We start from the raw sequence: 20836 nt of genomic DNA on the forward strand, positions 1-20836 counted from the left end.
GGGTTTGGATCACATCACACAATTCTTCGTTGAAAACACTTGCATTTAATTTTACACAATTAATAGGACTTGACTTGAAAACGTGCATTTCTTCCTCTATTTCGTGCATTTCTTCCTCGAAAACGTGCATTCCTTTCCTAATATCATGAATTTCCCCTTTAAATTTTAAAAATATCTTTCTCTCACTCTATTTTTTGTGTTTTTCTTGTAAAACTATCTTCATTTAATGAACATCAAGCCGCCATTACATAGATAAATTTCAAAAACCTTAAAGGATGTAAGATTTTGCTTTTATGAAGCTTCCCCTAGTCAACTCCTATTTCAGAAGCAGTAGCGTTTAAGAAGTCACCCCTCTCTTTTTCCATAACTCATTTAAACTAAAACAAAAGATGACCTAACCACTGTATCAATATTTGAATTTATAACAGAATAAAAGGTTCATATCTAGGTTAAACTGTAACTGAGTCATTATTATTCCTCTTTTCATTGTTTTTCGTCGATGAAAACAGTGTTGCCAAGAGTGAATAAAATGACTCTTTCTTTTTACACAATTATATGGACTCATTCCTTCCCTTTCCCAGAACCTCTTAAAATACGAAAAACTTCTGCTTCTTTACTACTCTTTTTTCGAAAACTACTAATTTCCATTAAGAGGCCGGCTTGGCCGGTATCCCACCCTATTTTGTGAAACTTCTAATTTCCATTAAGAGGGCCGGCTTGGCCGGTACCCCACACCATTTCGTGAAACTTCTATTTATCCTATCCCGTTCCTTTCCGAACTCTTTCCAGCCATCCTGTTATCGCTTGTAAGTTCTTCCTGTCCGATAGTATGATAGTTAGGCGTTATTGATGTGTCAGCTAGCTGTCAGGAAATGAGGATTTTTGATGAGGATTAGAGATTGGGATTCAAATTTAAAGGTTCGCCTTTTTGGCGAAGCGTTAATGAATATAACCTTTTGGATGTTTTTTCCGTTTTTGACCATTTATTTTTCCGATGAGTTTGGAAAAAATAAAGCCGGTTTATTACTTATTTTTTCACAGATCTTTTCCGTTTTTGCCAACCTGCTTGGGGGATATTGTGCAGACCGTTTCGGACGAAAAAGAATGATGGTTATCTCCTCTATTGGTCAGGGGTTAGCTTTCGCTGGATTTGGCCTGGCAAATTCCCCTTGGCTTCATGCCCCCTGGATCAGCTTTATCTGTTTCGCAATCGCAGGAGTCTTTGGATCAATCTATTGGCCTGCAAGCCAGGCAATGGTTGCAGATGTAGTTGAGGAAAAGGACAGAAGCTCTGTTTTTGCCATATTTTATACTTCAATCAATATTGCTGTTGTCTGTGGTCCGATTTTGGGGGCCATCTTTTATGTCCGCTACCCTTTTCAAGTAATGCTCATCGCCGGTGTGGTTTGTATCCTCCTAGGTTTCGTTCTGACAAAGTGGACACGGGAAACCGTTCCCACCATAAAAAAGGAATGGGACAATGAAGGAAAGTGGTATTACTTCTTACAAAATCAAATACGTGACTATGCTGTTATTATTAAAGATAAAACATTTCTATTGTTTATTATTGCAGGCGTAATTGCAGGTCAAACCTTTATGCAGCTGGATTTGCTCCTGCCTGTTTATATAAAAGATACCGCAGGAACTCAGACACTATTTACTTTGGGAAGCTGGTCATTTGAAGTAAAAGGTGCACAGACATTTGGTATAATTCTTTCAGAAAATGGATTGTTGGTGGCATTACTAACGGTATACGTAACCAAATGGATGTTAAAATACAACGAACGTAACGTTTTTGTTGCAGCCTCACTTTTCTATGCAGTGGCTATTCTTTATTTCGGCCAAACCCAATGGATTTGGGGATTTATTTTTGCAATGGCATTGTTCACGTTCGGAGAATTAATGACCGCAGGACTCCAGCAAAACTTTGTTTCCAAATTGGCGCCTGAGCATATGAGAGGCCAGTACTTTGCTGCTGCGAGCCTTAGGTATACAATGGGAAGAACCATCGCTCCCCTATCAATTCCAATGACAACCTGGGTAGGATACCACTGGACATTCTTTGCACTGTTTTTATTGTCACTTGCCAGTGCAGGAATTTATTGGTACATGTTTATGATTTTTGAAAAGAATAGAAAAAAAGCATTAGGGCTGGAATAAGCCCTTTTTTATTACAAAGCTTCTGCGGTTGAATAGGTTTCTTTTTACAGATAAAAAAGATACAATTAAATATGAAAATTCCGTTAAAGGAGACAAAACAATGAGTGACTTTCAAAAGAACCTGGAAAAATACGCTGAGCTTGCCGTTAAGGTTGGCGTTAACGTTCAAAAAGGACAAACATTAGTAGTAAATACCACACTAGAAGCAGCTGAATTTGTTCGTTTAGTCGTAAAAAAGGCCTATGAAGCAGGGGCGCAAAATGTGGTTGTAAACTGGAATGACGATACCGTCAATCGTACAAAATATGATCTGGCTCCAGAGGAAGCATTTACGGAGTACCCTGTTTGGCGTGCAAAAGAAACGGAAGAACTCGCTGAAAAAGGTGCAGCGTTTATGTCCATTGTTTCTTCAAGTCCCGACCTTCTTAAAGGGGTAAACTCTGAAAGAATCGCAACTTTCCAAAAAGCGGCTGGAAAAGCACTATCAAAATATCGTCAATACATACAGTCAGATAAAGTTAGCTGGACCGTTATAGCTGCTCCTTCATCAGACTGGGCTGCAAAGGTATTTCCTGAAGATAATCAAGAAGAACAAGTCAGCAAGCTGTGGGATGCCATTTTTACAGCAACTCGTGTTTATAATGAGGATCCTGTAGAAGCATGGAAAAATCATGATAAAACTCTTCATGAAAAAGCTACCTACCTTAACAATAAACGTTACCAGAAGCTTGTTTACAAAGCTCCAGGAACTGATTTGACAATTGAGCTTCCAAAAGGACATATCTGGGTTGGTGCAGGAAGTACAAATGAAAGCGGCCATGAATTTATGGCAAACATGCCAACCGAGGAAGTATTTACAGTTCCTTTAAAAACTGGTGTAAACGGAGTTGTTTCAAGCACCAAGCCACTTAGCTACGGTGGTAATATCATCGATAATTTCTCCGTTACTTTTGAGAACGGCCGTATTGTTGATGTAAAAGCTGAAGCAGGAGAAGAAATTCTTAAACGACTTGTGGAAACAGACGAGGGCTCTCACTATCTTGGAGAAGTTGCATTAGTTCCTTATAATTCTCCAATTTCTCAATCAAATGTATTATTCTTTAATACATTATTCGATGAAAATGCTTCGAACCACCTTGCAATTGGAAGTGCGTATGCTTTTTGTGTGGAAGGCGGCAAAAAAATGTCCTCCGAAGAACTCGAAAAAGCTGGCTTGAATCAAAGTCTTACACATGTGGATTTCATGATTGGCTCTGCTGAGATGGACATCGACGGAGTGACTGAAGACGGTACTTCTGAAGCCATTTTCCGCAATGGAAACTGGGCATTCTAAAATTAATCAAACGTTTGATTAATTTTTTAAAGCGGCTTTGCCTGGCGTTTGGGCATATCCGCCTCAACTCGGGAAACACTTTATTAGTCGGTTATTGCTCTGGTAAGTTGTGCATTTAAGGATTAATCCGGGCATTCCTTGCTAAAACCCGGGCATTTCTTGCTAAAATCCGGGCACTCCTTGGTAAAATCCGGGCATTCCTTGTAAAACTCGTGCATTCTTGCCAAAACCCGGGCATTAAGAGTAAAAAGACGGAGTATATTGCTTCTGTAGAGACAATATTTCCGAAGGAACCTATCACTTTTCATAAAAAGTGGTTCCCTTTCAGCCTAAATTTGCTCTTTTTCTTTAAAAATAGCTGTATTAAAGCTGATTTATCCAAAAAAAGATCATAAATACTATCATCGGTATATCAAGTGACTTTTGCAAATTCATGAAAAGAGGCTTCCCGCCATGGGAAAGCCTCTTTTTCTATGGCTTATAGACGATTGTACCGTCTTTCTGGCTGGAAATTTGTTCACGCATTTTTTCTAGTTCTTTCGCTGGATCACTGAGCAGCTTTTGGCCGAATATGTTTAACAGGCCCAGCGATTTCAGCAGTGAATCGTCCCACTTTTTAATGGTATCCTTCAGGCTGGATGTACCGCACATATCCTCCAGTGTTTTTTTATTAGCGATTGCCCCATCAATTAACGTTAGAGCATTTTCCTTCGTGATTTGTCCGCCCGAGCTGCTGATTTGGCTGCAGGTTGCGTCAATTTTTTGCTGTGCTGTCTGAACTGTAGTGGTTACGACCTTCTGAGTCGTTTGTGTCGTCGTTTGAACCACTGGCTTTACTGTCTCCTGGACAGGCTGAGTAACTTTTTCAGCAGTCTTAGTAATTGTTTTGGTAACAGGGTCGAGCTTAGCTGCAGTCTTTCCGACAGTGTCTGTAACAGGCTTAACAACAGGATCAAGCTTTTTCGTTGTCTCCTTGACCGTATCCCTAACTGGTTCAGTAACTATTCCAATAGTATCCGTCACCGGCTTCAATGGTTTCGTTACCTCTCCAATAACCGGATCAAGTGGCTTGGTTATCTCTCCGATAGTATCAGTTACCGGCTCAAGCGGTTTTGTAACTTCTCCGATAATATCGGTTACGGGTTCTAGGGGTTTTGTTACATCCCCAATAATATCAGTACCAGGTAAAAGTTTCCCGGTTGTATCCTTGACAGGTCTTGTAATTGCATCTGCTATATCAATTGCTTTTTTAAGATCCTGGTCCAGCTTCGCAGTATCTCCAATAGAACCTTCTTTTGCAGGATCATCACAAGTTAATGGGAGATGGCTGCTGTTTATATTCTTAATCTCGCTGTCTATTTGATTCGCAGGCAGACCGGCAAGTTCCTTTAGAATTTTAACGGTGTCCGGTTTATCAGGGCCAACACTTCCTGATACCGTTTCCAATTTTAAATGATCGATATTACTGTCAACCGAGTTCATATAGTGGGCAACCATAACTACATTATCCATACCCGCTTCCGGCTCAGGTATCAATGCCTTTATACAAGCTCCCTGAAAAGTGATCGCAGAGGTGTCAACAGTCATCCCCTTCACAGTAACCGGACCCGAAGCTTTTAAGGTAATACTAATAGGTCCGTTTTCAGTCTGGATTTTCTTAGTAAGCCTCATTCCATAGATAGTTGCAGATTTATATTGGAACCGAAGCATTGGTTTTCCGCTCGAAGAAGATGTTTCCTGTTTTATAATGGTGGCATTCATTCCGGTTCCAACCACCCTGTCCGCCTGGATGATAAACCCATCTGGTGCCTGGACAGCCGCCTTCACGGAAGTTCCCATTGAAAAAGCGGTGAGGAATAATAGCTGAACACAAATGCCGAACAGAAACGATTTGTTTTTTATTATTTGCCTCCACATATACTATCTCCTTTAACCAGTATGAGCAGTAGTTTTAGAGATTTTGGCAGACGGCTGCTTCTCTGGAACTGCTTCCGCCGTAGGTGCGAGCCTCCAGGCAATCATCAGTGAACCGCCGATAATTCCAAAGAGAGTACCAAATAGAAATCCTCCCAGAGCTCCAATTACCGATAGAACAGATAAAAAGATAGTAAAAATACCAAGCAGCTTTGAAGAGTTGGGAAAAAAGAGTGCCAGGATTCCAATTAAGGTAATCAGTCCTCCAAACAGAAGGCCAATCACTGCCATTGAACCGGGCAGAAACGCGCTTAGGTAAAGATTCGTCGGAACCCAGAGAATCATCAGCCCACTAATAATAGTAATTAACGATCCCCATAATGGCCGGGTTTTCCTCCATTTTTTCTTCCCCATTTTTTAGTTCTTCCCTTCTATTTTTTAATCCGTTCAACTGTCAGTTTCATTCCGTTCATACTCATAGTTTTTTGAAATAAATAATGGGTTTTGAGCTTGGCCTTTTCCAAAGTAATATTGGAAGACGTTTGCTGAAATTGTTTAGTCCAATCATCATTTTTCTTTTCCTGCAAAGTTAAATTTTGAAATTTAGCATTTGCTTCAATAAGCCCGGCATCCTGCTGGAGTCCCGTGATTTGTACTGGCTGTGACGACACTATATTTACTCGAATCCACTGTCCGCCTACTTCAAAGTCTTTGTATAAGTGCAAATTATCAATTGTAAGCTTATCTATTAAATTTGTTCCTTGCGGAGCAGAAGTTTCACGGCTTGTTTCTCCCATTTTAGGATAAAATTTATAACCGGTTCCTACCAATTTATCAAACTCAACATAGAAGTCCCCTACTCCTGCGATTGGTACAGCATACGCTACCCCGGAAAGGCCAAATGTTACTAGCAAAAGCCCAAGCAGGAGCACACCGCTTGCCAGCGATGACCAAAACACCTTCTTATTTGTTGAACCCTCGACCAACTGAATCACATTTTCCATTTTCGTCCTCCTTTTACTATTTTAAATTTTTCGAAAATTATCTTTTCATTTACCTTACCCTGCTTTCTTTAAAACTACTACTACGGAAAATATCGTGAAAATAGTTTACTCCCCGTCATTTGTCGGGTAAATAAAATTACAGCTACACTCATATCCAGAAAAAGGTAATCGTATCTTTTGATAAACAGTCAAAACGTAAATAGGGAGGGAGGAAGGAAATGGAACGGAAAGTTGAACAGCTGGTCATGCAGGGAATTTCTATATTAGCAACTTTAGAAAAACCCTTTATGAAGGATTGGAATTTAATCTTTTCCACCTTAAAAAACCGCAATTATTCTTTAGTAAGTGAATTAAACATCCTCCTTCGTTTTGGATTTCAGCAGCTTTCAAAAAAGCCGCCTGAGAACGCTGATTCCTTCATTTTTTCTTTAATGGCAGAATGGAGAAAGAACTTCTCGATTCATTCTCAGGATGTAGAAGCATTTTTTCTCGTAACCTTAATTGAAAACCTTTTCCATAAATGTTTGGCTGACAGGCCAGATGCAACCTTTCTTCAGCATCAGGCTATTCAGTCCTTTTTTTCTCGTACTCTCGATCAAGTATTATTAGACCAGGACACGGAGGATCATATAGAAAAATGGGCAAGGATGATCATCGCAACTAATATCCTCCCTATGAAGTGGCTTGCAGTAGTAAAAGAAGATCGAAGTGATATTCGAGTAGAAAAGGTCGTTTGTTCTAATGATTATCCTGTTCCTCAACCATTAATTGATATGTGTACTGGTCTTAAAGCTGTTGAAATGAACGTCCTTACAGTCGCTGTTTCCAGACTTCTTGATCCACTGGCGGGAGATTCCAATGTTATTCAGATACCATGCTTGAATGATACTCTTCTTATTTGTGTACAGGATACTGCCACAGAGGTTTCCAGCCAGCAAAGGGAATTCGTCAGCAGGATGTATCTTCGACAGAGGAAGCTTCATCAGCTTGAGGCAAAAATGGAATGGAAAGATGCTGCTCTTCTTTTTTTACAGCGGTTATTAGGTGTGCAGGATGCAGAATCTGCATTAGAAGCGATAACAGAAGGTCTCACTGATTATATGCCTTTTAAACGCTGTTCCCTCTATTTATACTCACCTGATGAACGGAAGCAAAAGGGGCAGTACGTAAACGAGGATGGCTTTTCTCTTCCTATATCTAAAGAATATCTGGATGCTTTGACCCATGCTCAGCCACTTTATTTTTCGAATGCTTCCGCTGCCTTGCCTGAAACATATTTACAGGAACATAGAATGAAATCACTCGTTATTCTCCCTTTGTTTTTCCAATCAAAAAACCAGCTGCTTGGGCTGGCTCTTCTGGATCAGGGAGAAGCTTCGGAATTTGGGGTAAGCCACCAAACGTTAACCGGACTTATTAAATTTGGCCAGTTTGCTGGTGAAACTTTATATCCCTATTGGAGAGAAGCTCTTCATTTGTTTGGTAAGCAAAAGGGCCTTTTATCCGAAAGAGAAAAAGAAGTTCTGAAACTGGTGGCCGAAGGGCTATCAATCAATGAAGCTGCAAAACGGCTTCATCTAAGCAGCTATACGGTCCGCGATTATGTATCTTCTATTATTCAAAAACTCGATGCAAAAAATCGAACCGATGCTGCAGTAAAAGCCTTAAAAATGAAGCTTATATCATAGAGCCCAAGCGTCCGTTCACTGAAAAAAATGCCCTCAATAAACTTCCTGGAAAGCCTTCTTTGATAAACACCATGCAGCTTTGCCACGAACTGAACACTTGCTTCTTTGAATGGGCTTTATGAATAAAGCAGCTTCCCAGATGGGAAGCTGCTTTTGTGTTTATCTATTATCTACTTTTTCAGGGTATAAATCGTGATTCATTAAACGGTATTCTGCCATTTGTTCATACTTGGTGCCAGGCTTACCGTAGTTTGTGTAAGGGTCGATGGAAATACCGCCTCTTGGTGTGAATTTCCCCCATACTTCAATATATCTAGGATCCATTAGCTTGATTAGGTCGTTCATGATGATATTCATGCAGTCTTCGTGGAAATCGCCGTGATTCCTGAAGCTGAAGAGATATAATTTTAATGATTTGCTTTCTACCATTTTTTTATCAGGGATATAGCTGATATAAATGGTGGCAAAATCAGGCTGTCCTGTTTTTGGACAAAGGCTTGTAAATTCCGGAAAGTTCATTTTAACAAAATAATCCCGGTTTGCATGCTTATTTTCAAATGCTTCGAGTACATCTGGTGTGTAATCGAATAAGTATTTAGTACCCTGATTCCCTAGAAGCGTAACGCCTTCCAGTTCTTCATCTGTTCTTCCTGCCATTATAATTGCCTCCTTATAGTAAAACCGCATTAACAAAAGGAACAGGCATTCCAAACAAGAATTAATTCCTGTTAAAGAACAAAGCAGCCATACCCTAAGGACATGGCTGTTATTTTCCATTCCATAGTTTTTTATAGAGGGTATCAGCTATGAACCTCTTGTCTGTACGGTATAATGAAATTTTATGTCATAGTAAATATAGTGAAAAAAAGGATAGGTGTCAACATCCCAATTCTGGAATTCCCAGCTAAACTCTGCTTGCAAAAAGCGTATATACAAGGTTAAAATTTTCTTTTAAGAGTCTTTTTTGCTTGTGGTTAGGAGGAATTATCAAATGCAAATGTGGAATGAATTTAAAAAGTTTGCCGTCAAAGGGAATGTTATCGACCTTGCTGTCGGTGTTATTATTGGCGGGGCTTTTGGAAAAATCGTCACATCTCTAGTAAACGATATGCTGATGCCGATAATAGGGCTTTTAATGGGAGGAATTAACTTTGCAGGCCTTTCTATAAAGGTTGGAAATGAAGCATTGGAGTATGGGAAATTCATCCAAACAATTGTGAACTTTTTCATTATATCGTTTTCTGTATTTATTCTTGTAAGACTTCTTCAACATTTTAAAAGAAAAGAGGAAGTTAAAAAGGACCCTATCATTATTGATAAAAAAGAAGAATTATTAATGGAGATAAGAGATCTTTTAAAACAAAAAGAAAATGAAACCTCCCGTCCCTCTTATACGTATGATAAAGAGTAGGATGCGCACCTGATCTTTTGCTGGTCTGCAGCCTTATAAATTAACACGAGGTGGAAAAAATGTACGCAACACAAACATCCAATCAATACATGCCTTCGGTCTTAAGGACCTTTGCCTTATCACTTGCCTTTGCCATTTTGGGTACTGAAGCAGGAGTCTATGTTCCGGCAGGCTTGTTCTTGCCGCTAGCCATTTTGGAAACTGTACTTCTCATTTTCGCCTTCTTTTTACGGCGCAGGAAAGCTGTTTCCTACACTTTTGTTTATAGCTTTACTTTTCTTTCAGGGGTTACAACCTATCCAATTATAAGCCATTATATTGCCACTTCTGGGGCTAACACCGTCTTTCTGGCTCTAGCTACAACATTGACAGTTTTCTCTGGTCTGGCTATTTATGCGACTAAATCCAAAAGGAATTTTTCTTTCCTTGGCGGCATGCTGATGGCAGCCCTGCTGGCACTAATTGCTATATCGATTTTCTCAATCTTTTGGCCTCTAAGTTCTACTGGGATGCTGGTCTACTCCTTTATAGGAGTGTTGGTATTCAGCGGCTATGTTTTATTTGATATCAGCCGAATGAAGCACTATGGAATAAGAGCTGAAGAAGTTCCCTTAATGGCACTAAACCTATATCTGGACTTTATCAACCTATTTATCAGCCTGCTTCGTATTTTCGGGATTTTTTCAAGCAAAGATTAAGAAAAACGCACGCGCCCGTTAACAATTTTATAAATTTATTTTTATACAATAAAAACGGACAGCTCCTTTAGCTGTCCGTTTTATTAGTTATATTGCAATTCACTTTCTTTATATACTTTCTTTACTTTATACATATTCCGGTCTGCCTCCATTATTTTTTCATGCCATTCAGATGCTGATTTCATAATGGATGACCCGATAGAAACCTGTATAGGCAGAATACAGAGGCGTTCTGATTCTATTTCCATTTCTATTTTTTCAACAAGGAGGTCTAGGTCCCTCTCCACTGTTTTTTCATAAAAAAGGATAAATTCATCTCCTCCATATCTGCATACATGAAGAGAAGGTGAAGAAAAACGGTTAAGAATATTTGCCGTTTTCTTAATCATGTCATCGCCAACATAATGGCCATAATAATCATTAAGATCCTTTAAATTATTAATATCACAAATAATGATCCCCAAGGGCAGAATTAAATCATTTACTGCCTGGAAAAATTGTTCGAGGTAATTTCGATTTAAAATTCCTGTCAATCCATCATAATAGCTTAATCTTGTCAGTTTTTTCTCATGTTCTTTTTGTTGTGTAACATCCCGAGCTATCCCCGTTATCCCTTTCAGCCTTCCACACCCGTCATAATAGGGGCTCGCCTCCATCTCCAGCCAAACTTCTTCACCATTTTTATGAAGCCACTTAAATGTATGGGTCTGATTTTTACCAAAATCGCCTTTGATCATTTTTTCTAATTCCCTTTTAAAATCGTGACTAATTTGCAGGTCTATGAGATCAGGGTGTTTTTTCACTTCCTCAGGTGTAAAACCCATAATTTTTTTAACAGCATTATTAATGTAAAGGCATTTAAAAGCAGGCTTTAATTGAAAACGGAAAAAAATACTTTTGGAGTTCATTTTAAAAATTGTAAAGGAAAGCGATTTTTAAAAGAAGCAATTAAAAGAGTAATCAGGAGGGTAACGATTATGATAAATAAAATACTTATGTACAAAAGCATCTTTCTCCCAGCTTTCTAATACGGGACTATTTTCCTATAATTATATCAATATAAAATGTGATTTTCCAGAATGTTGTTGAATTAAAAATGAAGAAACCGGATCGCGGGTTTTTTTTCAGTCTATTAAGGGTACATATAAAAGATAGAGACAACCATACTATAAAAATGAAGGAGGAAGGATTATTTATGAAGTATTCAAAAGCCGCAACCTATGTATTTGCCGGAGCAGGAATTGGAGCATTAATCATGCTGGCACGGAGACAAAATAAGATAGACCTACAAGGAATGGTACAGACGGTTAAAAATAAGTTCTCTCCTTCCCAAGCCTATAGTCTTTCGGTTGAAAAAGCCGGACTCTCCGACCCAATGGATATAGATGATAACAAAATGGTCAGTGAAGGATCACAATACGGGGTCCAATATTACAATCAAAAAGAACAAGATGATGCCTAAGGAGTTCTTTTCCTTAGGTTTTTATAGTTTAAAGCGATAAATTGGTATTGAATGCCAATGGAGGACCTTTATGGACTATTTGTTTATTCTCATATATATAGTCATTATTTTAGCCGTTATAGAAATTAATGTAATTATTTTTACTCTTACAGGCCTTGAAAGACATATTTCAAGGTTTCAGGTTATTTCCATGCTAACCGGCACAGGCTTTACCACTGGTGAATCGGAATTAATTATCTCGCATCCAGTAAGAAGAAAATTGGGAGCCTTCTTAATTCTGTTTGGAGCCTTTTCCTTGGCGGTTATTATCTCAGCAATTAGCAATATTCTTGCAAAAAACTTTTTGACAAAAGAAATCGCCTATGGAGCCGGGGTGCTCATATTTATCTCCCTTATCTTAAGAATTCCTGCCCTTCAAAAAATTCTCTCAAAGAAGCTGCAAGAAGAAATGGTGAAAAAGTATAATCTCGAGGACCTGCCTGTTAGCGATGTCTTCCTTACTGGAGAAGATGATTTGTTTGTCGAAATCCCCCTTCATCATGACTCGGCCTATATCGGAAAAACTTTAAGAGACTCAATTAAAAAATATGCTTTTGAAGATATCAATGTTATTTTTATCAAGCGCGGGGAGGATGTCGTCATTCGAAAAGAAAAGCTGGATACGGAGCTCGTTGAAGGTGACCAGTTGATTATTTATGGAGATAAAAACACATTAAAACAGGCTTTTGGGAATGAAATCGAAGCAAAGGAAGAAAAGATCGTAACTGCTGAAAATGTAAAAGCTGGACATATTTAAAGTGACCATTGAACTTTATCCAACTATTGAAGAAACTCCCGGCTGGTCCGGGAGTTTTATGTTTTATTCCGCGAGTGAGTTTTTAAAAGCATAAATAACGGCCTGTGTCCGGTCCTGAACCTGCAGCTTGCTAAGGATATTGCTGACGTGAGTCTTTACCGTTTTTAAAGCAATGAAGAGTTGATCTGCTATTTCCTGATTAGTTTTTCCCTGTGCCATTAAAAGCAAGATTTCTAATTCCCTGCTGGTTAGTTCTTCGTGTGGAAGGTGCTGATTTTTTTGCCGCATTTTCAACATCATTTTGCCTGTTACCTCAGGTTCCAATACGGATTGCCCCTTGTAAGTTGAGCGCACCGCATTGGCTATTTCACCAGCCTTTGAGGTTTTAAGCATATAGCTTGTCGCTCCGGCTTCCAGGGCAGGATAAACCTTTTCATCATCAAGAAAGCTTGTTACAATAATAATTTTTGCCTCGGGCCATTGTTCAATTATTTTTCTAGTGGCTTCTATACCATCCATCTCTTTCATAACCAAATCCATTAAAATGATATCCGGACGAAGTTCCAGAGCCAGCTCGGCACCTCGCTGCCCATTGTCCGCTTCACCTACGACTTCAATATCTGGCTGAGCCGATAAATAGGCTGATACCCCAATTCTCACCATTTCATGGTCATCCACAAATAGCACTCTAATCATTCGCATTCCTCCCATTTCCCATTGACGGAACCTTTACCTCAAGCCTTGTTCCTTTATTTTTCACGCTGACAACCTTAAGAGTTCCGCCTAATTCCACTGCCCGTTCATGCATATTTTGCATGCCGTAGGAGCCTGCTTTTCCCTCTTCTGCTTCAAATCCTATTCCATCATCAACAATTCGCATAATAGTAAGGTCATCCCGCTTTATTAATAAAACCTCTAGTTTTTGAGCCTTGGCATGCCTTAATGTATTGGAAACTGACTCCTGCAAAATACGGAAAAGATGATCCTCTATTCCTTTATCGAGGGGGAACGTTTCAACCTTCCACTGGATATTCATGCTAACCTTTTGGGATAATTCGATAAGCAGTTCTTCAATTCCTTCCTGAAGCGTTTTGCCTTTTAAGGCAACTGGACGCAGATGAAGAAGCAGTGCCCGCATTTCCAGCTGCGACTGATTGATCATTTCCTCCACCATTTTCATTTGCCTTGTCTCTTTATTGTCTAAAGATGGTTTGGAATCATTGATGGCCGAGATCATCATGCTGGCTGCAAACAGCTGCTGGCTGACGGAATCATGGAGTTCCCTAGCAAACCGATTCCGCTCCTGCGAGACAATTTCCTGAATCCTGCTTTCTGTATCCTCTGCTTTCTGTGTGGCCAGGCGCTGAGAGAGAATCGTTTGCTCGGCTATCTGCCTCCCTATTTTTTCAATTCGGGACGTGATAGACTGCATTTCGATAAGTGACGGCAATTCTTTCAATTCCAAATGACGGCCTTCCTCTAACAGATGGAGTGAATGGTCAGCGAGCTGAAGCTGCTTTCTCCAATATACACCCGAAGCAATTCCAAAAAGAATTCCAATCCCAACGCTGGCAACCGGTACAAAAATAACAAAAGGTATGTTCATCAAATGCCGGACCCATAGGTCTGCCCAGTTCTCTAAAGGAAAGACCATTATATAAGCAGCAGAAAAACCAATGGCAAGCACGAATGCAAAGCTGGCTGCCCAGATAATTTGGCGCTGAACTGTACTCATATTCGGGTCACCTCAAGGTTTCCGGCCGCCATTGATGTCATAATTTTAATTTTCTGCTCAGCCTTCTCAAAACCGGGTGTCTGGATATGATAGACTTGATTGAACGTTTTGTTTTCCTGAATTCCAAAGATTGATGTGGAGCCAGCAATAACAGAATGATGAATACTGACTTCTGTTTCATAAGGAACCAGGATCTTTATATTACCTATAAAATTACGAATAAAAACGACCGTTTCACCCTTTGGCAAAACAGTATAACTGAAATCTACTATAGTATCACCAATACCAGCCTGTATGTTGATATCATTCCATTCATAAGCATGTGATGGTGTTTTTTGCTCTCCAAATAATATATTTTCAAAAAGAGGTTTGCTTCTAAGGATTGGTTCCTCTGATGAATGATTGTCTTTCGAAAGGATATCAGGTACAACTTTTTTAGGATTCTTTTTTGTTTGAAAATACTGGATGAAAAAGTGAATTAATATAGCTGCCAAAAAGAACTTAAAGGTAATCATATTAAAAACACTAATACCCGTTATAATGATGCCGCCCCAAAATAGTAACTTTCCTTTTCTTTTTGGAGCCCTTTTCCTTCCTAAATAAATCATAAATCCGGAAATTAACAGGGAAAAGATCAGCCCGCTGTTAAAAAAGAAAACTTCCAAGAATAAAAGAATAATTCCGGCTATCACAATCCAGCTTGGATAATCGTTTTTTAATTTATTCAGCATCGGCTTTCCCTCCCCCTTAAAGTAATTAACTTTTAATAGAAAAATGGTTATACAGTTTGTCGCTGCCCTTTAAACTTCTTTTGCTAAAAAGGTGCAGCTGTCCACACCTTTTTAGCATATCATGTTTTGTTTATGAAATGGACTTGCTTTCTTCAAATTTCAATTCTTTTTCCAGCTGTGCAATCCGTTCGTCAATGGTATCTCGGTAATGCGAGCGGGTTACTTTTTTTTCAAGACGTTCCAGGTAGCTTTCAATTTCTTCAAACCTTGAAAAAGACTTTTCGGAATAGGAATTTGGGTCAAGCACTTTATTAATACGATTATAGGCATTGGATACATTTTCTCGGCCCATGAGTTCCATACGGCGGATTTGCATATCCTTTAATTTATGTGCCATCTCACCGTATTTTCTTTCAAGCCCTGTAAGCTGTTCCTTTGCCTGCTGAACCGCCTTACTTAAATGGCTGGCCCGGTCCGTGTATTGCTGATATTCACTTAAAGCAAATTCATAAAGACCTGTTTCACCAGCCTGTGATGCAATTTCACTTTGGTGCTTGCGCTTTTCTGCTAACTCTGCAGCTTGGCGGTTCTCTTTACTAAATTCTTCGATTAATGAATGCTGGCGTTCAACCAGCTTTCTGACCTTTTCTGTTTCCTGTTCACATTGGCGAAGATATTGATTTAACAATGTAATAGGATTTTTCTTTTCCTTTTGGTCCAGTGCTTCGTGCAAATCAGCAGTAACTGAATTTTTGATTCGTGTAAATAAGTTTGTCATGTTCATTTCTCCTCTTAATTCATTTTTGATTAGTTATTTTTTAGTTCATTCCATTGCTTTTCAAAGTTCATAAATGGATCATTTTCTCCCTTTCCACTATAGGACTTCTCATTCCATTTCTTATAAATAAGATAGAGAACATAAGCGGCAACGGCACCAATTATAGCTGGTGCATTGTGCAATGATGCCATCAGAACGATAAAACCAAGAATCCCCAGACCAACTTTTCCTTTTTTTGTTTCTGCCTTCAAGAACTGCTTCAAAATAAAGTACAGGATGACAAGGCTGACTGCGAGCCCGATCATTGGCCCAATGGTTGATAGCAACACCATTGCAGCAATCCCTCCTGCAACAAGTAAACCAAATTTTTTCATGTTTTCTTATCTCCTTTCGTTATCTTGATTTCATCTTACCTTTATTTCATTTCTCCTATAACGTACTCCAGCCAGATTTTCTAGTAGGACCTGAGACGTAGAAAGGGTCAGCCCTTTATGGACTGACCCCTGATGATGAAATACAGATTTGAACTTATTCTTCACTTATTTGGAAATAAACATTTGTGACCAGTAGTACCTTTGTGATCCGCCTTTTGCATAGCCGACACCAATCCTGGTATAGCTTCGGCTTAAAATATTAGCTCTGTGGCCAGGACTGTTCATCCAGGCTTGTACTACCTGCTGTGGAGTTGATTGACCTGCGGCAATATTTTCACCGGCCGATTTGTAGGCAATTCCGAAATTCCGCATCATAGCAAATGGATCGCCATATGTAGGGCTGGTATGTGAGAAATAGTTTTTATCCCTCATATCATTAGCCTTATAGCGGGCTACCCTTGAAAGTTCCCAATCAGCTGTAAGCGCCGGAAGGCCATTTTTAGCCCGTTCCTGGTTGGTTAGTTGAATGACCTGCTGTTCAACACTTTTCACTGCGTCAAAGTTTGGAATGTTTACTTTTTCACCGGGATAAATCAAGTTTGGGTTCTTAAACTGCGAGTTTGCCTGAATAATTTCCGTAATCCCAACCTGAAATCTGACAGCGATTTTCCACAGTGAGTCCCCTGGCTGTACAGTATAGATCTGTTGGGCAAATGAGATTCCAGGCATACAAAATAGTGACAGCAGGAATAAGAAACTGAACAAGTAAGATTTTTTCATTTTTACACACCTCCGAATATATATTCTTGCTTTTAGGTAAAAAATATACATTCCTATTATTTTTCACTTTGGCAATAAAGCTTCACAAAAATATTGAAAAAGAAGGGTTAAGCCTACTTCTGGGCGGGAAACTGTAAAGAAGATGGCGGAGGGTCCTGTAAGGCTACGCCGAAAAAGAAGTTGGAGGATATATGATGGAGCATGTTTCATGGATGACTTATATTATGCTAATCTTGGCAAGCTATCGTTTAACACATCTAATTGTTTTTGATAAAATTACAGAGTTTATCCGAAGGCCTTTTATGAAAAAAATACAGGTTCAAACAGAAAATGGGACCAAGTCAAAAGAAGTTCCTGCATCCATGTTTGGTTATCTTTTAAAATGTTATTGGTGTGCAGGAATTTGGAGCGCCATTTTTCTTGGCGGTTTATATTTCCTTTTTCCAAAAGTCGCTTTCATCCTTATACTTATCCTTTCAATCGCAGGCGGGCAATCGATTCTAGAAACCTTTGTAGGAGTTAACATTAAGAAGGTCGATTATTATTCCCACCAGATTAATCATAAAGAAAAATAACAGCACGCGCGAAGCGTGCTGTTATTTTTAATCCCTATTGCTTTCTGTCTTGATTAAATCCCATGGACTAATAATACCAATTGGTTTTTCCTTTTCCGAGCCTTCCGGGGTGATAATAACCGCTTCAAGCTTGGCCCCTTTTTCCATTCGTTCCTCAAATAAATCCTCAAGTTCAAATATAGTCATTCTTTTCGAGACAAATTTAACCGTATTAGTGTTCTCATAAGTCCTGACATCCTTAATCTTTTGACCATTTAAATAGATTGTATTTCCCTTAAGGCGGTTTGCAAAATAGCTTCTTAATCCGCTTTCAGTCATTAAAAATGAAAACTGTTCTCCATTATAAATTGGAAACTGGGTAAAGGGATGTTTCTCCATATCCATTAAGACATCTTTTAGTTCCTCATCCGCCTGATAGGTTTTAACCTTATTAGACGCAATCGAAACAACAGATGGAGGAGTGTTTAAAAATCTGGCAATCGTTTCTATTTGTTCGACTACTTCGGTATGCGGTTCAGCAATATAAAAATTCTCTCTGCTTTTTTCGTGGACCAAAGCATTCCGAAGACGGGCGTAGCTTTTTAAATCATCAAAATAGCGTCGTATGGAAGTATGCTCGTTCCTCGCTTTATGGAGAAGATCCAAGAAAGTGTTATTGTCAGCATTTTTAACTACTTTTTTTAGTTCTTCGTGTATCTGATTAAAAGCTATTTCAAATCTTTCGGATTTTTCTCTTTGACGGTCAAGTTTCTTCGACTCTTGTACATTCTGAACCATTGTTAATCCTCCCTTTATAAAAGAGCAAGATTCAAAGCTTCCTGTGCTCCTTTCACTAGTTCAGTGTCATTCAGATCAGCACCATATAAAAGTAAAAGCAGCGAGGTATAAACGGCCTTAAATCTGGCAAGCTCCTGTGTTTCAAAGTCAACAGATCCGTATATATTAAAAAATTGCCTTCGCCCCTCAACAGGGAAAAAGCTGTACACAATTGATAAATCTACAGCGGGGTGGCCAATATGAGAATCTCCCCAATCAATTACTCCAGAAATTTCCCCTTTACTACCGATTATGAGGTTCCTGAAGTGCATATCTCCATGTACCAGTTTATAAATGGGGGCAATTTCAATATCTTTAAGCGATTTTGCATACTCTATTAATCGGGCATGGTCATTAGTTAGCCCTCCATCTACTGCTTTTTTAATATTTTCCTGCAGCCTATTTCTTCTTCCGGCAATACTTAGACGTCCCATCTCATCGTATGGAACACCTGCAGCTTTTGCACTTACAATCGGAAAAGCATGAAGGTTTTTCAGAAAAGCGGCAAGCGGTTCAACCGACAGCATACGCTTTTCTGGGGATAGAGCAGCAGGGGTGATACCATTTACCAAACTGTAGCCGATAAATATCCAAGGAAATTCATTTCCTGGTTTTCCTATAAAAATTGGAACTGGAATTGGCGTATCAACGGCTTCCGTTAACATAGGTAAGAGCTGTCTCTCTGTTTCAAGCAGTTTAACTGCAATTGCCCTTCGCGGAAACCGGAAGACGTATTGTTTATTTACCATAAAAACAGTGTTATCGAAACCTTCTCCCAATTTGGTAATTTCTGCATGAGAGAGTTCGGGAAATTGTTTTGAAATTAAAAAAGCCGCCTCTTCATTTGTCATAATCCGTTCAGGTGACCATATTTCTGCCAACCGAATACCCCCATATAAGAATAAGTTTTGTGTGATTTATTTTACCAAAGAAGGGAATATTAACAAATATTCTGGGTTTATACTGGGAAAGATACAGCATTTACAAGGAGGATTCGTTTTGAGTACATCTGACCAACATCAAAAATTCCCAAAAACTTACTGGCGAGAAATAGGTTTTCCGTCCTTCGAAAAGCTTTCTGAAGATATATCTGTAGACATTGCAATTGTTGGTGCCGGTATTACAGGGATCACTGCAGCTTATTTACTTGCAAAGGAAGGAATAAAGGTGGCTATTATAGAGGCAGGAGGTGTTCTTAACGGAACAACCGGCCATACAACTGCAAAAATAACGGCGCAGCATGGACTGTTTTATGATGAGCTCATAAGTCACTTCGGAGAGGACAAGGCCCGGCAGTATTATGAATCGAATATTAGTGCCCTTGAGTTTATCCAGCAAACCTCCAAAGAGCTGGGCATTGATTGCGATTTTAGCCAGCAGGATGCCTGTATCTACTCGACAACAGATCAATATGCTGAAAAAATTGATAAAGAATGGGACGCCTATCAAACGCTTGGCATCGATGGCTATATGGCAGAAAGCATTCCATTTCCCATTGAAATTAAAAATGCTCTTTATATGAAGAATCAAGGACAATACCATCCTTTAAAGTTTATGAAGGGCCTTTTAAACGAGGCCGTTAAAATGGGATGTCAAGTTTATGAAAACACTACTGCCATGGAAATCGAGGAAATCGAAAGCAGCCGGCCAAAAGTCGTTACAAAGGATGGCCATAGAGTATCAGCAAGGAAAGTCATTGTTGCCTCCCACTTCCCTTTCTTTGATGGTATGGGGATGTATTTTGCCAGGATGTATGCGGAAAGGTCCTATGCGATCGGTGTTAAAACAGACCAGGAATACCCGGGCGGAATGTATATCAGCGCGGACGATCCTTCCCGCTCCATCCGTTATACACCATACGGGGAAAATGGAGAGAAATTACTGGTTATTGGTGGCGAAAACCATAGAACTGGAACAGGCCAGGACACCCTTACTCACTATAATGCTTTACAGCAGTTTACCAAGGATACTTTTGGAATAGACAGCTATTCCTACAGATGGTCAGCCCAGGATCTAAAAACCCTAGATAAAGTGCCATATATAGGTCATATTACTGACAATAAAGAAAATATTCTTGTAGCAACGGGCTATAAGAAATGGGGTATGACAACTGGAATTCTGGCAGGCCATATTTTAACAGACCTTGCCATGGACCGAGAAAATCCCTATAAAGATCTATACACTCCATCAAGGTTTAAAGCTGACCCAAGCCTGCAAAAAGCAGTGTCATATAATGCCGCTGTAGCGGGACATTTATTAAAAGGAAAGCTTGAGCTTGTGCCTAAGGATGCGGGAGATTTAAAAAATGGCGAAGGCTCCGTCGTCATGCATAACGGTAAAAGAGCCGGCGGATATAGAGATGAAAGCGGGAAACTATATCTCGTGGATACAACCTGTACTCATTTAGGCTGTGAATGCGAATGGAATCATGCAGAGAAAACATGGGACTGCCCTTGCCATGGTTCGCGTTTCGCTTACTCCGGGGAAGTAGTCGAAGGCCCGGCGCTGGTGGCATTAAAAAATCCTCTAGAAGAGGATTAATGGTATAAAAAACAGCCAGAATGTGCTCTGGCTGTTTTTT

22 protein-coding genes are annotated in these 20836 nt (G+C 39.4%); 9 read left to right on the plus strand and 13 right to left on the minus strand.

Annotated elements, in window-relative coordinates; genetic code table 11:
- Positions 1–885: 885 nt before the first annotated feature.
- Positions 886–2160 carry an MDR family MFS transporter gene (locus AC3WR0_RS08980; protein WP_492551992.1) on the plus strand — a complete coding sequence of 425 codons (1275 nt, stop codon included), beginning with the start codon at positions 886–888 and terminating at the stop codon, positions 2158–2160.
- A 100-nt stretch (positions 2161–2260) separates the two neighbouring features.
- On the plus strand, positions 2261–3493 hold the full coding sequence (locus AC3WR0_RS08985; RefSeq protein ID WP_492551993.1) for an aminopeptidase: 1233 nt from the start codon (positions 2261–2263) through the stop codon (positions 3491–3493).
- A gap of 471 nt (positions 3494–3964) precedes the next feature.
- On the opposite strand, the gene AC3WR0_RS08990 is transcribed toward AC3WR0_RS08985, so the two are convergent.
- The 3 genes from AC3WR0_RS08990 to AC3WR0_RS09000 are packed head-to-tail and all read right to left on the minus strand — an operon-like array spanning position 3965 to position 6411.
- Positions 3965–5410 carry a hypothetical protein gene (locus tag AC3WR0_RS08990; protein ID WP_492551994.1) on the minus strand — a complete coding sequence of 482 codons (1446 nt, stop codon included), beginning with the start codon at positions 5408–5410 and terminating at the stop codon, positions 3965–3967.
- A 12-nt stretch (positions 5411–5422) separates the two neighbouring features.
- Positions 5423–5821 (minus strand): DUF6114 domain-containing protein, encoded by a 399-nt coding sequence (locus AC3WR0_RS08995; protein WP_492551995.1) that lies wholly within the window; start codon positions 5819–5821, stop codon positions 5423–5425.
- A 17-nt stretch (positions 5822–5838) separates the two neighbouring features.
- On the minus strand, positions 5839–6411 hold the full coding sequence (locus tag AC3WR0_RS09000; protein WP_492551996.1) for a DUF6230 family protein: 573 nt from the start codon (positions 6409–6411) through the stop codon (positions 5839–5841).
- 218 nt (positions 6412–6629) lie between these two features.
- Here AC3WR0_RS09000 and AC3WR0_RS09005 point away from each other — a divergent pair, with 218 nt between their 5' ends.
- A complete protein-coding gene (locus AC3WR0_RS09005) occupies positions 6630–8099 on the plus strand; it encodes a LuxR C-terminal-related transcriptional regulator (protein WP_492551997.1) in 1470 nt (489 codons plus the stop codon).
- A gap of 159 nt (positions 8100–8258) precedes the next feature.
- Here AC3WR0_RS09005 and queF read toward each other — a convergent pair whose 3' ends face one another.
- Positions 8259–8756, minus strand: coding sequence for a preQ(1) synthase (gene queF, locus AC3WR0_RS09010; RefSeq protein WP_492551998.1), 498 nt, complete (start codon positions 8754–8756; stop codon positions 8259–8261).
- A gap of 340 nt (positions 8757–9096) precedes the next feature.
- On the opposite strand from queF, the gene mscL reads away from it, so the two are divergent.
- Both mscL and AC3WR0_RS09020 read left to right on the plus strand, forming a co-directional pair.
- Complete coding sequence (mscL, locus tag AC3WR0_RS09015) at positions 9097–9510, plus strand: large conductance mechanosensitive channel protein MscL (protein ID WP_492552124.1); 414 nt, start codon at positions 9097–9099, stop codon at positions 9508–9510.
- A gap of 59 nt (positions 9511–9569) precedes the next feature.
- Positions 9570–10208 carry a Bax inhibitor-1/YccA family protein gene (locus tag AC3WR0_RS09020; RefSeq protein WP_492551999.1) on the plus strand — a complete coding sequence of 213 codons (639 nt, stop codon included), beginning with the start codon at positions 9570–9572 and terminating at the stop codon, positions 10206–10208.
- 83 nt (positions 10209–10291) lie between these two features.
- On the opposite strand, the gene AC3WR0_RS09025 is transcribed toward AC3WR0_RS09020, so the two are convergent.
- Positions 10292–11116: a sensor domain-containing diguanylate cyclase gene (locus AC3WR0_RS09025; RefSeq protein ID WP_492552000.1), complete on the minus strand. Its 825-nt coding sequence runs from the start codon at positions 11114–11116 to the stop codon at positions 10292–10294.
- A 287-nt stretch (positions 11117–11403) separates the two neighbouring features.
- On the opposite strand from AC3WR0_RS09025, the gene AC3WR0_RS09030 reads away from it, so the two are divergent.
- Together AC3WR0_RS09030 and AC3WR0_RS09035 are read left to right on the plus strand one after the other, a co-directional pair.
- A complete protein-coding gene (locus AC3WR0_RS09030) occupies positions 11404–11670 on the plus strand; it encodes a YbyB family protein (protein WP_492552001.1) in 267 nt (88 codons plus the stop codon).
- 70 nt (positions 11671–11740) lie between these two features.
- Positions 11741–12466 carry a TrkA C-terminal domain-containing protein gene (locus AC3WR0_RS09035; RefSeq protein WP_492552002.1) on the plus strand — a complete coding sequence of 242 codons (726 nt, stop codon included), beginning with the start codon at positions 11741–11743 and terminating at the stop codon, positions 12464–12466.
- A gap of 63 nt (positions 12467–12529) precedes the next feature.
- Here the strand turns inward: AC3WR0_RS09035 and AC3WR0_RS09040 are convergent, their stop codons facing one another.
- The 6 genes from AC3WR0_RS09040 to safA form a co-directional block, all read right to left on the minus strand.
- A complete protein-coding gene (locus tag AC3WR0_RS09040) occupies positions 12530–13162 on the minus strand; it encodes a response regulator transcription factor (RefSeq protein ID WP_492552003.1) in 633 nt (210 codons plus the stop codon).
- Positions 13155–14201, minus strand: a complete 1047-nt coding sequence (locus AC3WR0_RS09045; RefSeq protein WP_492552004.1) for a sensor histidine kinase — start codon at positions 14199–14201, stop codon at positions 13155–13157. The genes AC3WR0_RS09040 and AC3WR0_RS09045 overlap by 8 nt, the downstream gene beginning before the upstream one ends.
- Positions 14198–14932, minus strand: a complete 735-nt coding sequence (gene liaF, locus AC3WR0_RS09050; RefSeq protein WP_492552005.1) for a cell wall-active antibiotics response protein LiaF — start codon at positions 14930–14932, stop codon at positions 14198–14200. Before liaF ends, AC3WR0_RS09045 begins: the two co-directional genes overlap by 4 nt.
- Positions 14933–15062: 130 nt before the next feature.
- Positions 15063–15710: a PspA/IM30 family protein gene (locus AC3WR0_RS09055; protein ID WP_492552006.1), complete on the minus strand. Its 648-nt coding sequence runs from the start codon at positions 15708–15710 to the stop codon at positions 15063–15065.
- A gap of 29 nt (positions 15711–15739) precedes the next feature.
- Positions 15740–16084 carry a lmo0954 family membrane protein gene (locus AC3WR0_RS09060; RefSeq protein WP_492552007.1) on the minus strand — a complete coding sequence of 115 codons (345 nt, stop codon included), beginning with the start codon at positions 16082–16084 and terminating at the stop codon, positions 15740–15742.
- A 165-nt stretch (positions 16085–16249) separates the two neighbouring features.
- Positions 16250–16864 carry a SafA/ExsA family spore coat assembly protein gene (gene safA, locus AC3WR0_RS09065; protein WP_492552008.1) on the minus strand — a complete coding sequence of 205 codons (615 nt, stop codon included), beginning with the start codon at positions 16862–16864 and terminating at the stop codon, positions 16250–16252.
- A 194-nt stretch (positions 16865–17058) separates the two neighbouring features.
- Between safA and AC3WR0_RS09070 the strand changes: the two genes are divergently transcribed.
- Positions 17059–17439: a DUF1360 domain-containing protein gene (locus AC3WR0_RS09070; protein WP_492552125.1), complete on the plus strand. Its 381-nt coding sequence runs from the start codon at positions 17059–17061 to the stop codon at positions 17437–17439.
- A gap of 27 nt (positions 17440–17466) precedes the next feature.
- Here the strand turns inward: AC3WR0_RS09070 and AC3WR0_RS09075 are convergent, their stop codons facing one another.
- Positions 17467–18216 carry a CBS domain-containing protein gene (locus tag AC3WR0_RS09075; RefSeq protein ID WP_492552009.1) on the minus strand — a complete coding sequence of 250 codons (750 nt, stop codon included), beginning with the start codon at positions 18214–18216 and terminating at the stop codon, positions 17467–17469.
- A gap of 14 nt (positions 18217–18230) precedes the next feature.
- Positions 18231–19136, minus strand: a complete 906-nt coding sequence (locus AC3WR0_RS09080) for a phosphotransferase (protein ID WP_492552010.1) — start codon at positions 19134–19136, stop codon at positions 18231–18233.
- Positions 19137–19254: 118 nt separating this feature from the next.
- On the opposite strand from AC3WR0_RS09080, the gene AC3WR0_RS09085 reads away from it, so the two are divergent.
- The gene (locus tag AC3WR0_RS09085) at positions 19255–20796 is read left to right on the plus strand and encodes an FAD-dependent oxidoreductase (protein ID WP_492552011.1); all 1542 of its coding nucleotides are present in this window, start codon (positions 19255–19257) and stop codon (positions 20794–20796) included.
- Positions 20797–20836 lie beyond the last annotated feature (40 nt).

It is taken from the genome of Neobacillus sp. FW104-15D2 (assembly GCF_058790155.1).

Excerpts from the sequence above, each read along its gene's own strand:
- AC3WR0_RS08980 (WP_492551992.1), top strand. The coding sequence starts at position 886 with ATGAGGATTAGAGATTGGGATTCAAATTTAAAGGTTCGCCTTTTTGGC.
- AC3WR0_RS08985 (WP_492551993.1), top strand. The coding sequence starts at position 2,261 with ATGAGTGACTTTCAAAAGAACCTGGAAAAATACGCTGAGCTTGCCGTT.
- AC3WR0_RS08990 (WP_492551994.1), bottom strand. The coding sequence starts at position 5,410 with ATGTGGAGGCAAATAATAAAAAACAAATCGTTTCTGTTCGGCATTTGT.
- AC3WR0_RS08995 (WP_492551995.1), bottom strand. The coding sequence starts at position 5,821 with ATGGGGAAGAAAAAATGGAGGAAAACCCGGCCATTATGGGGATCGTTA.
- AC3WR0_RS09000 (WP_492551996.1), bottom strand. The coding sequence starts at position 6,411 with ATGGAAAATGTGATTCAGTTGGTCGAGGGTTCAACAAATAAGAAGGTG.
- AC3WR0_RS09005 (WP_492551997.1), top strand. The coding sequence starts at position 6,630 with ATGGAACGGAAAGTTGAACAGCTGGTCATGCAGGGAATTTCTATATTA.
- queF (WP_492551998.1), bottom strand. The coding sequence starts at position 8,756 with ATGGCAGGAAGAACAGATGAAGAACTGGAAGGCGTTACGCTTCTAGGG.
- mscL (WP_492552124.1), top strand. The coding sequence starts at position 9,097 with ATGTGGAATGAATTTAAAAAGTTTGCCGTCAAAGGGAATGTTATCGAC.
- AC3WR0_RS09020 (WP_492551999.1), top strand. The coding sequence starts at position 9,570 with ATGTACGCAACACAAACATCCAATCAATACATGCCTTCGGTCTTAAGG.
- AC3WR0_RS09025 (WP_492552000.1), bottom strand. The coding sequence starts at position 11,116 with ATGAACTCCAAAAGTATTTTTTTCCGTTTTCAATTAAAGCCTGCTTTT.
- AC3WR0_RS09030 (WP_492552001.1), top strand. The coding sequence starts at position 11,404 with ATGAAGTATTCAAAAGCCGCAACCTATGTATTTGCCGGAGCAGGAATT.
- AC3WR0_RS09035 (WP_492552002.1), top strand. The coding sequence starts at position 11,741 with ATGGACTATTTGTTTATTCTCATATATATAGTCATTATTTTAGCCGTT.
- AC3WR0_RS09040 (WP_492552003.1), bottom strand. The coding sequence starts at position 13,162 with ATGATTAGAGTGCTATTTGTGGATGACCATGAAATGGTGAGAATTGGG.
- AC3WR0_RS09045 (WP_492552004.1), bottom strand. The coding sequence starts at position 14,201 with ATGAGTACAGTTCAGCGCCAAATTATCTGGGCAGCCAGCTTTGCATTC.
- liaF (WP_492552005.1), bottom strand. The coding sequence starts at position 14,932 with ATGCTGAATAAATTAAAAAACGATTATCCAAGCTGGATTGTGATAGCC.
- AC3WR0_RS09055 (WP_492552006.1), bottom strand. The coding sequence starts at position 15,710 with ATGACAAACTTATTTACACGAATCAAAAATTCAGTTACTGCTGATTTG.
- AC3WR0_RS09060 (WP_492552007.1), bottom strand. The coding sequence starts at position 16,084 with ATGAAAAAATTTGGTTTACTTGTTGCAGGAGGGATTGCTGCAATGGTG.
- safA (WP_492552008.1), bottom strand. The coding sequence starts at position 16,864 with ATGAAAAAATCTTACTTGTTCAGTTTCTTATTCCTGCTGTCACTATTT.
- AC3WR0_RS09070 (WP_492552125.1), top strand. The coding sequence starts at position 17,059 with ATGGAGCATGTTTCATGGATGACTTATATTATGCTAATCTTGGCAAGC.
- AC3WR0_RS09075 (WP_492552009.1), bottom strand. The coding sequence starts at position 18,216 with ATGGTTCAGAATGTACAAGAGTCGAAGAAACTTGACCGTCAAAGAGAA.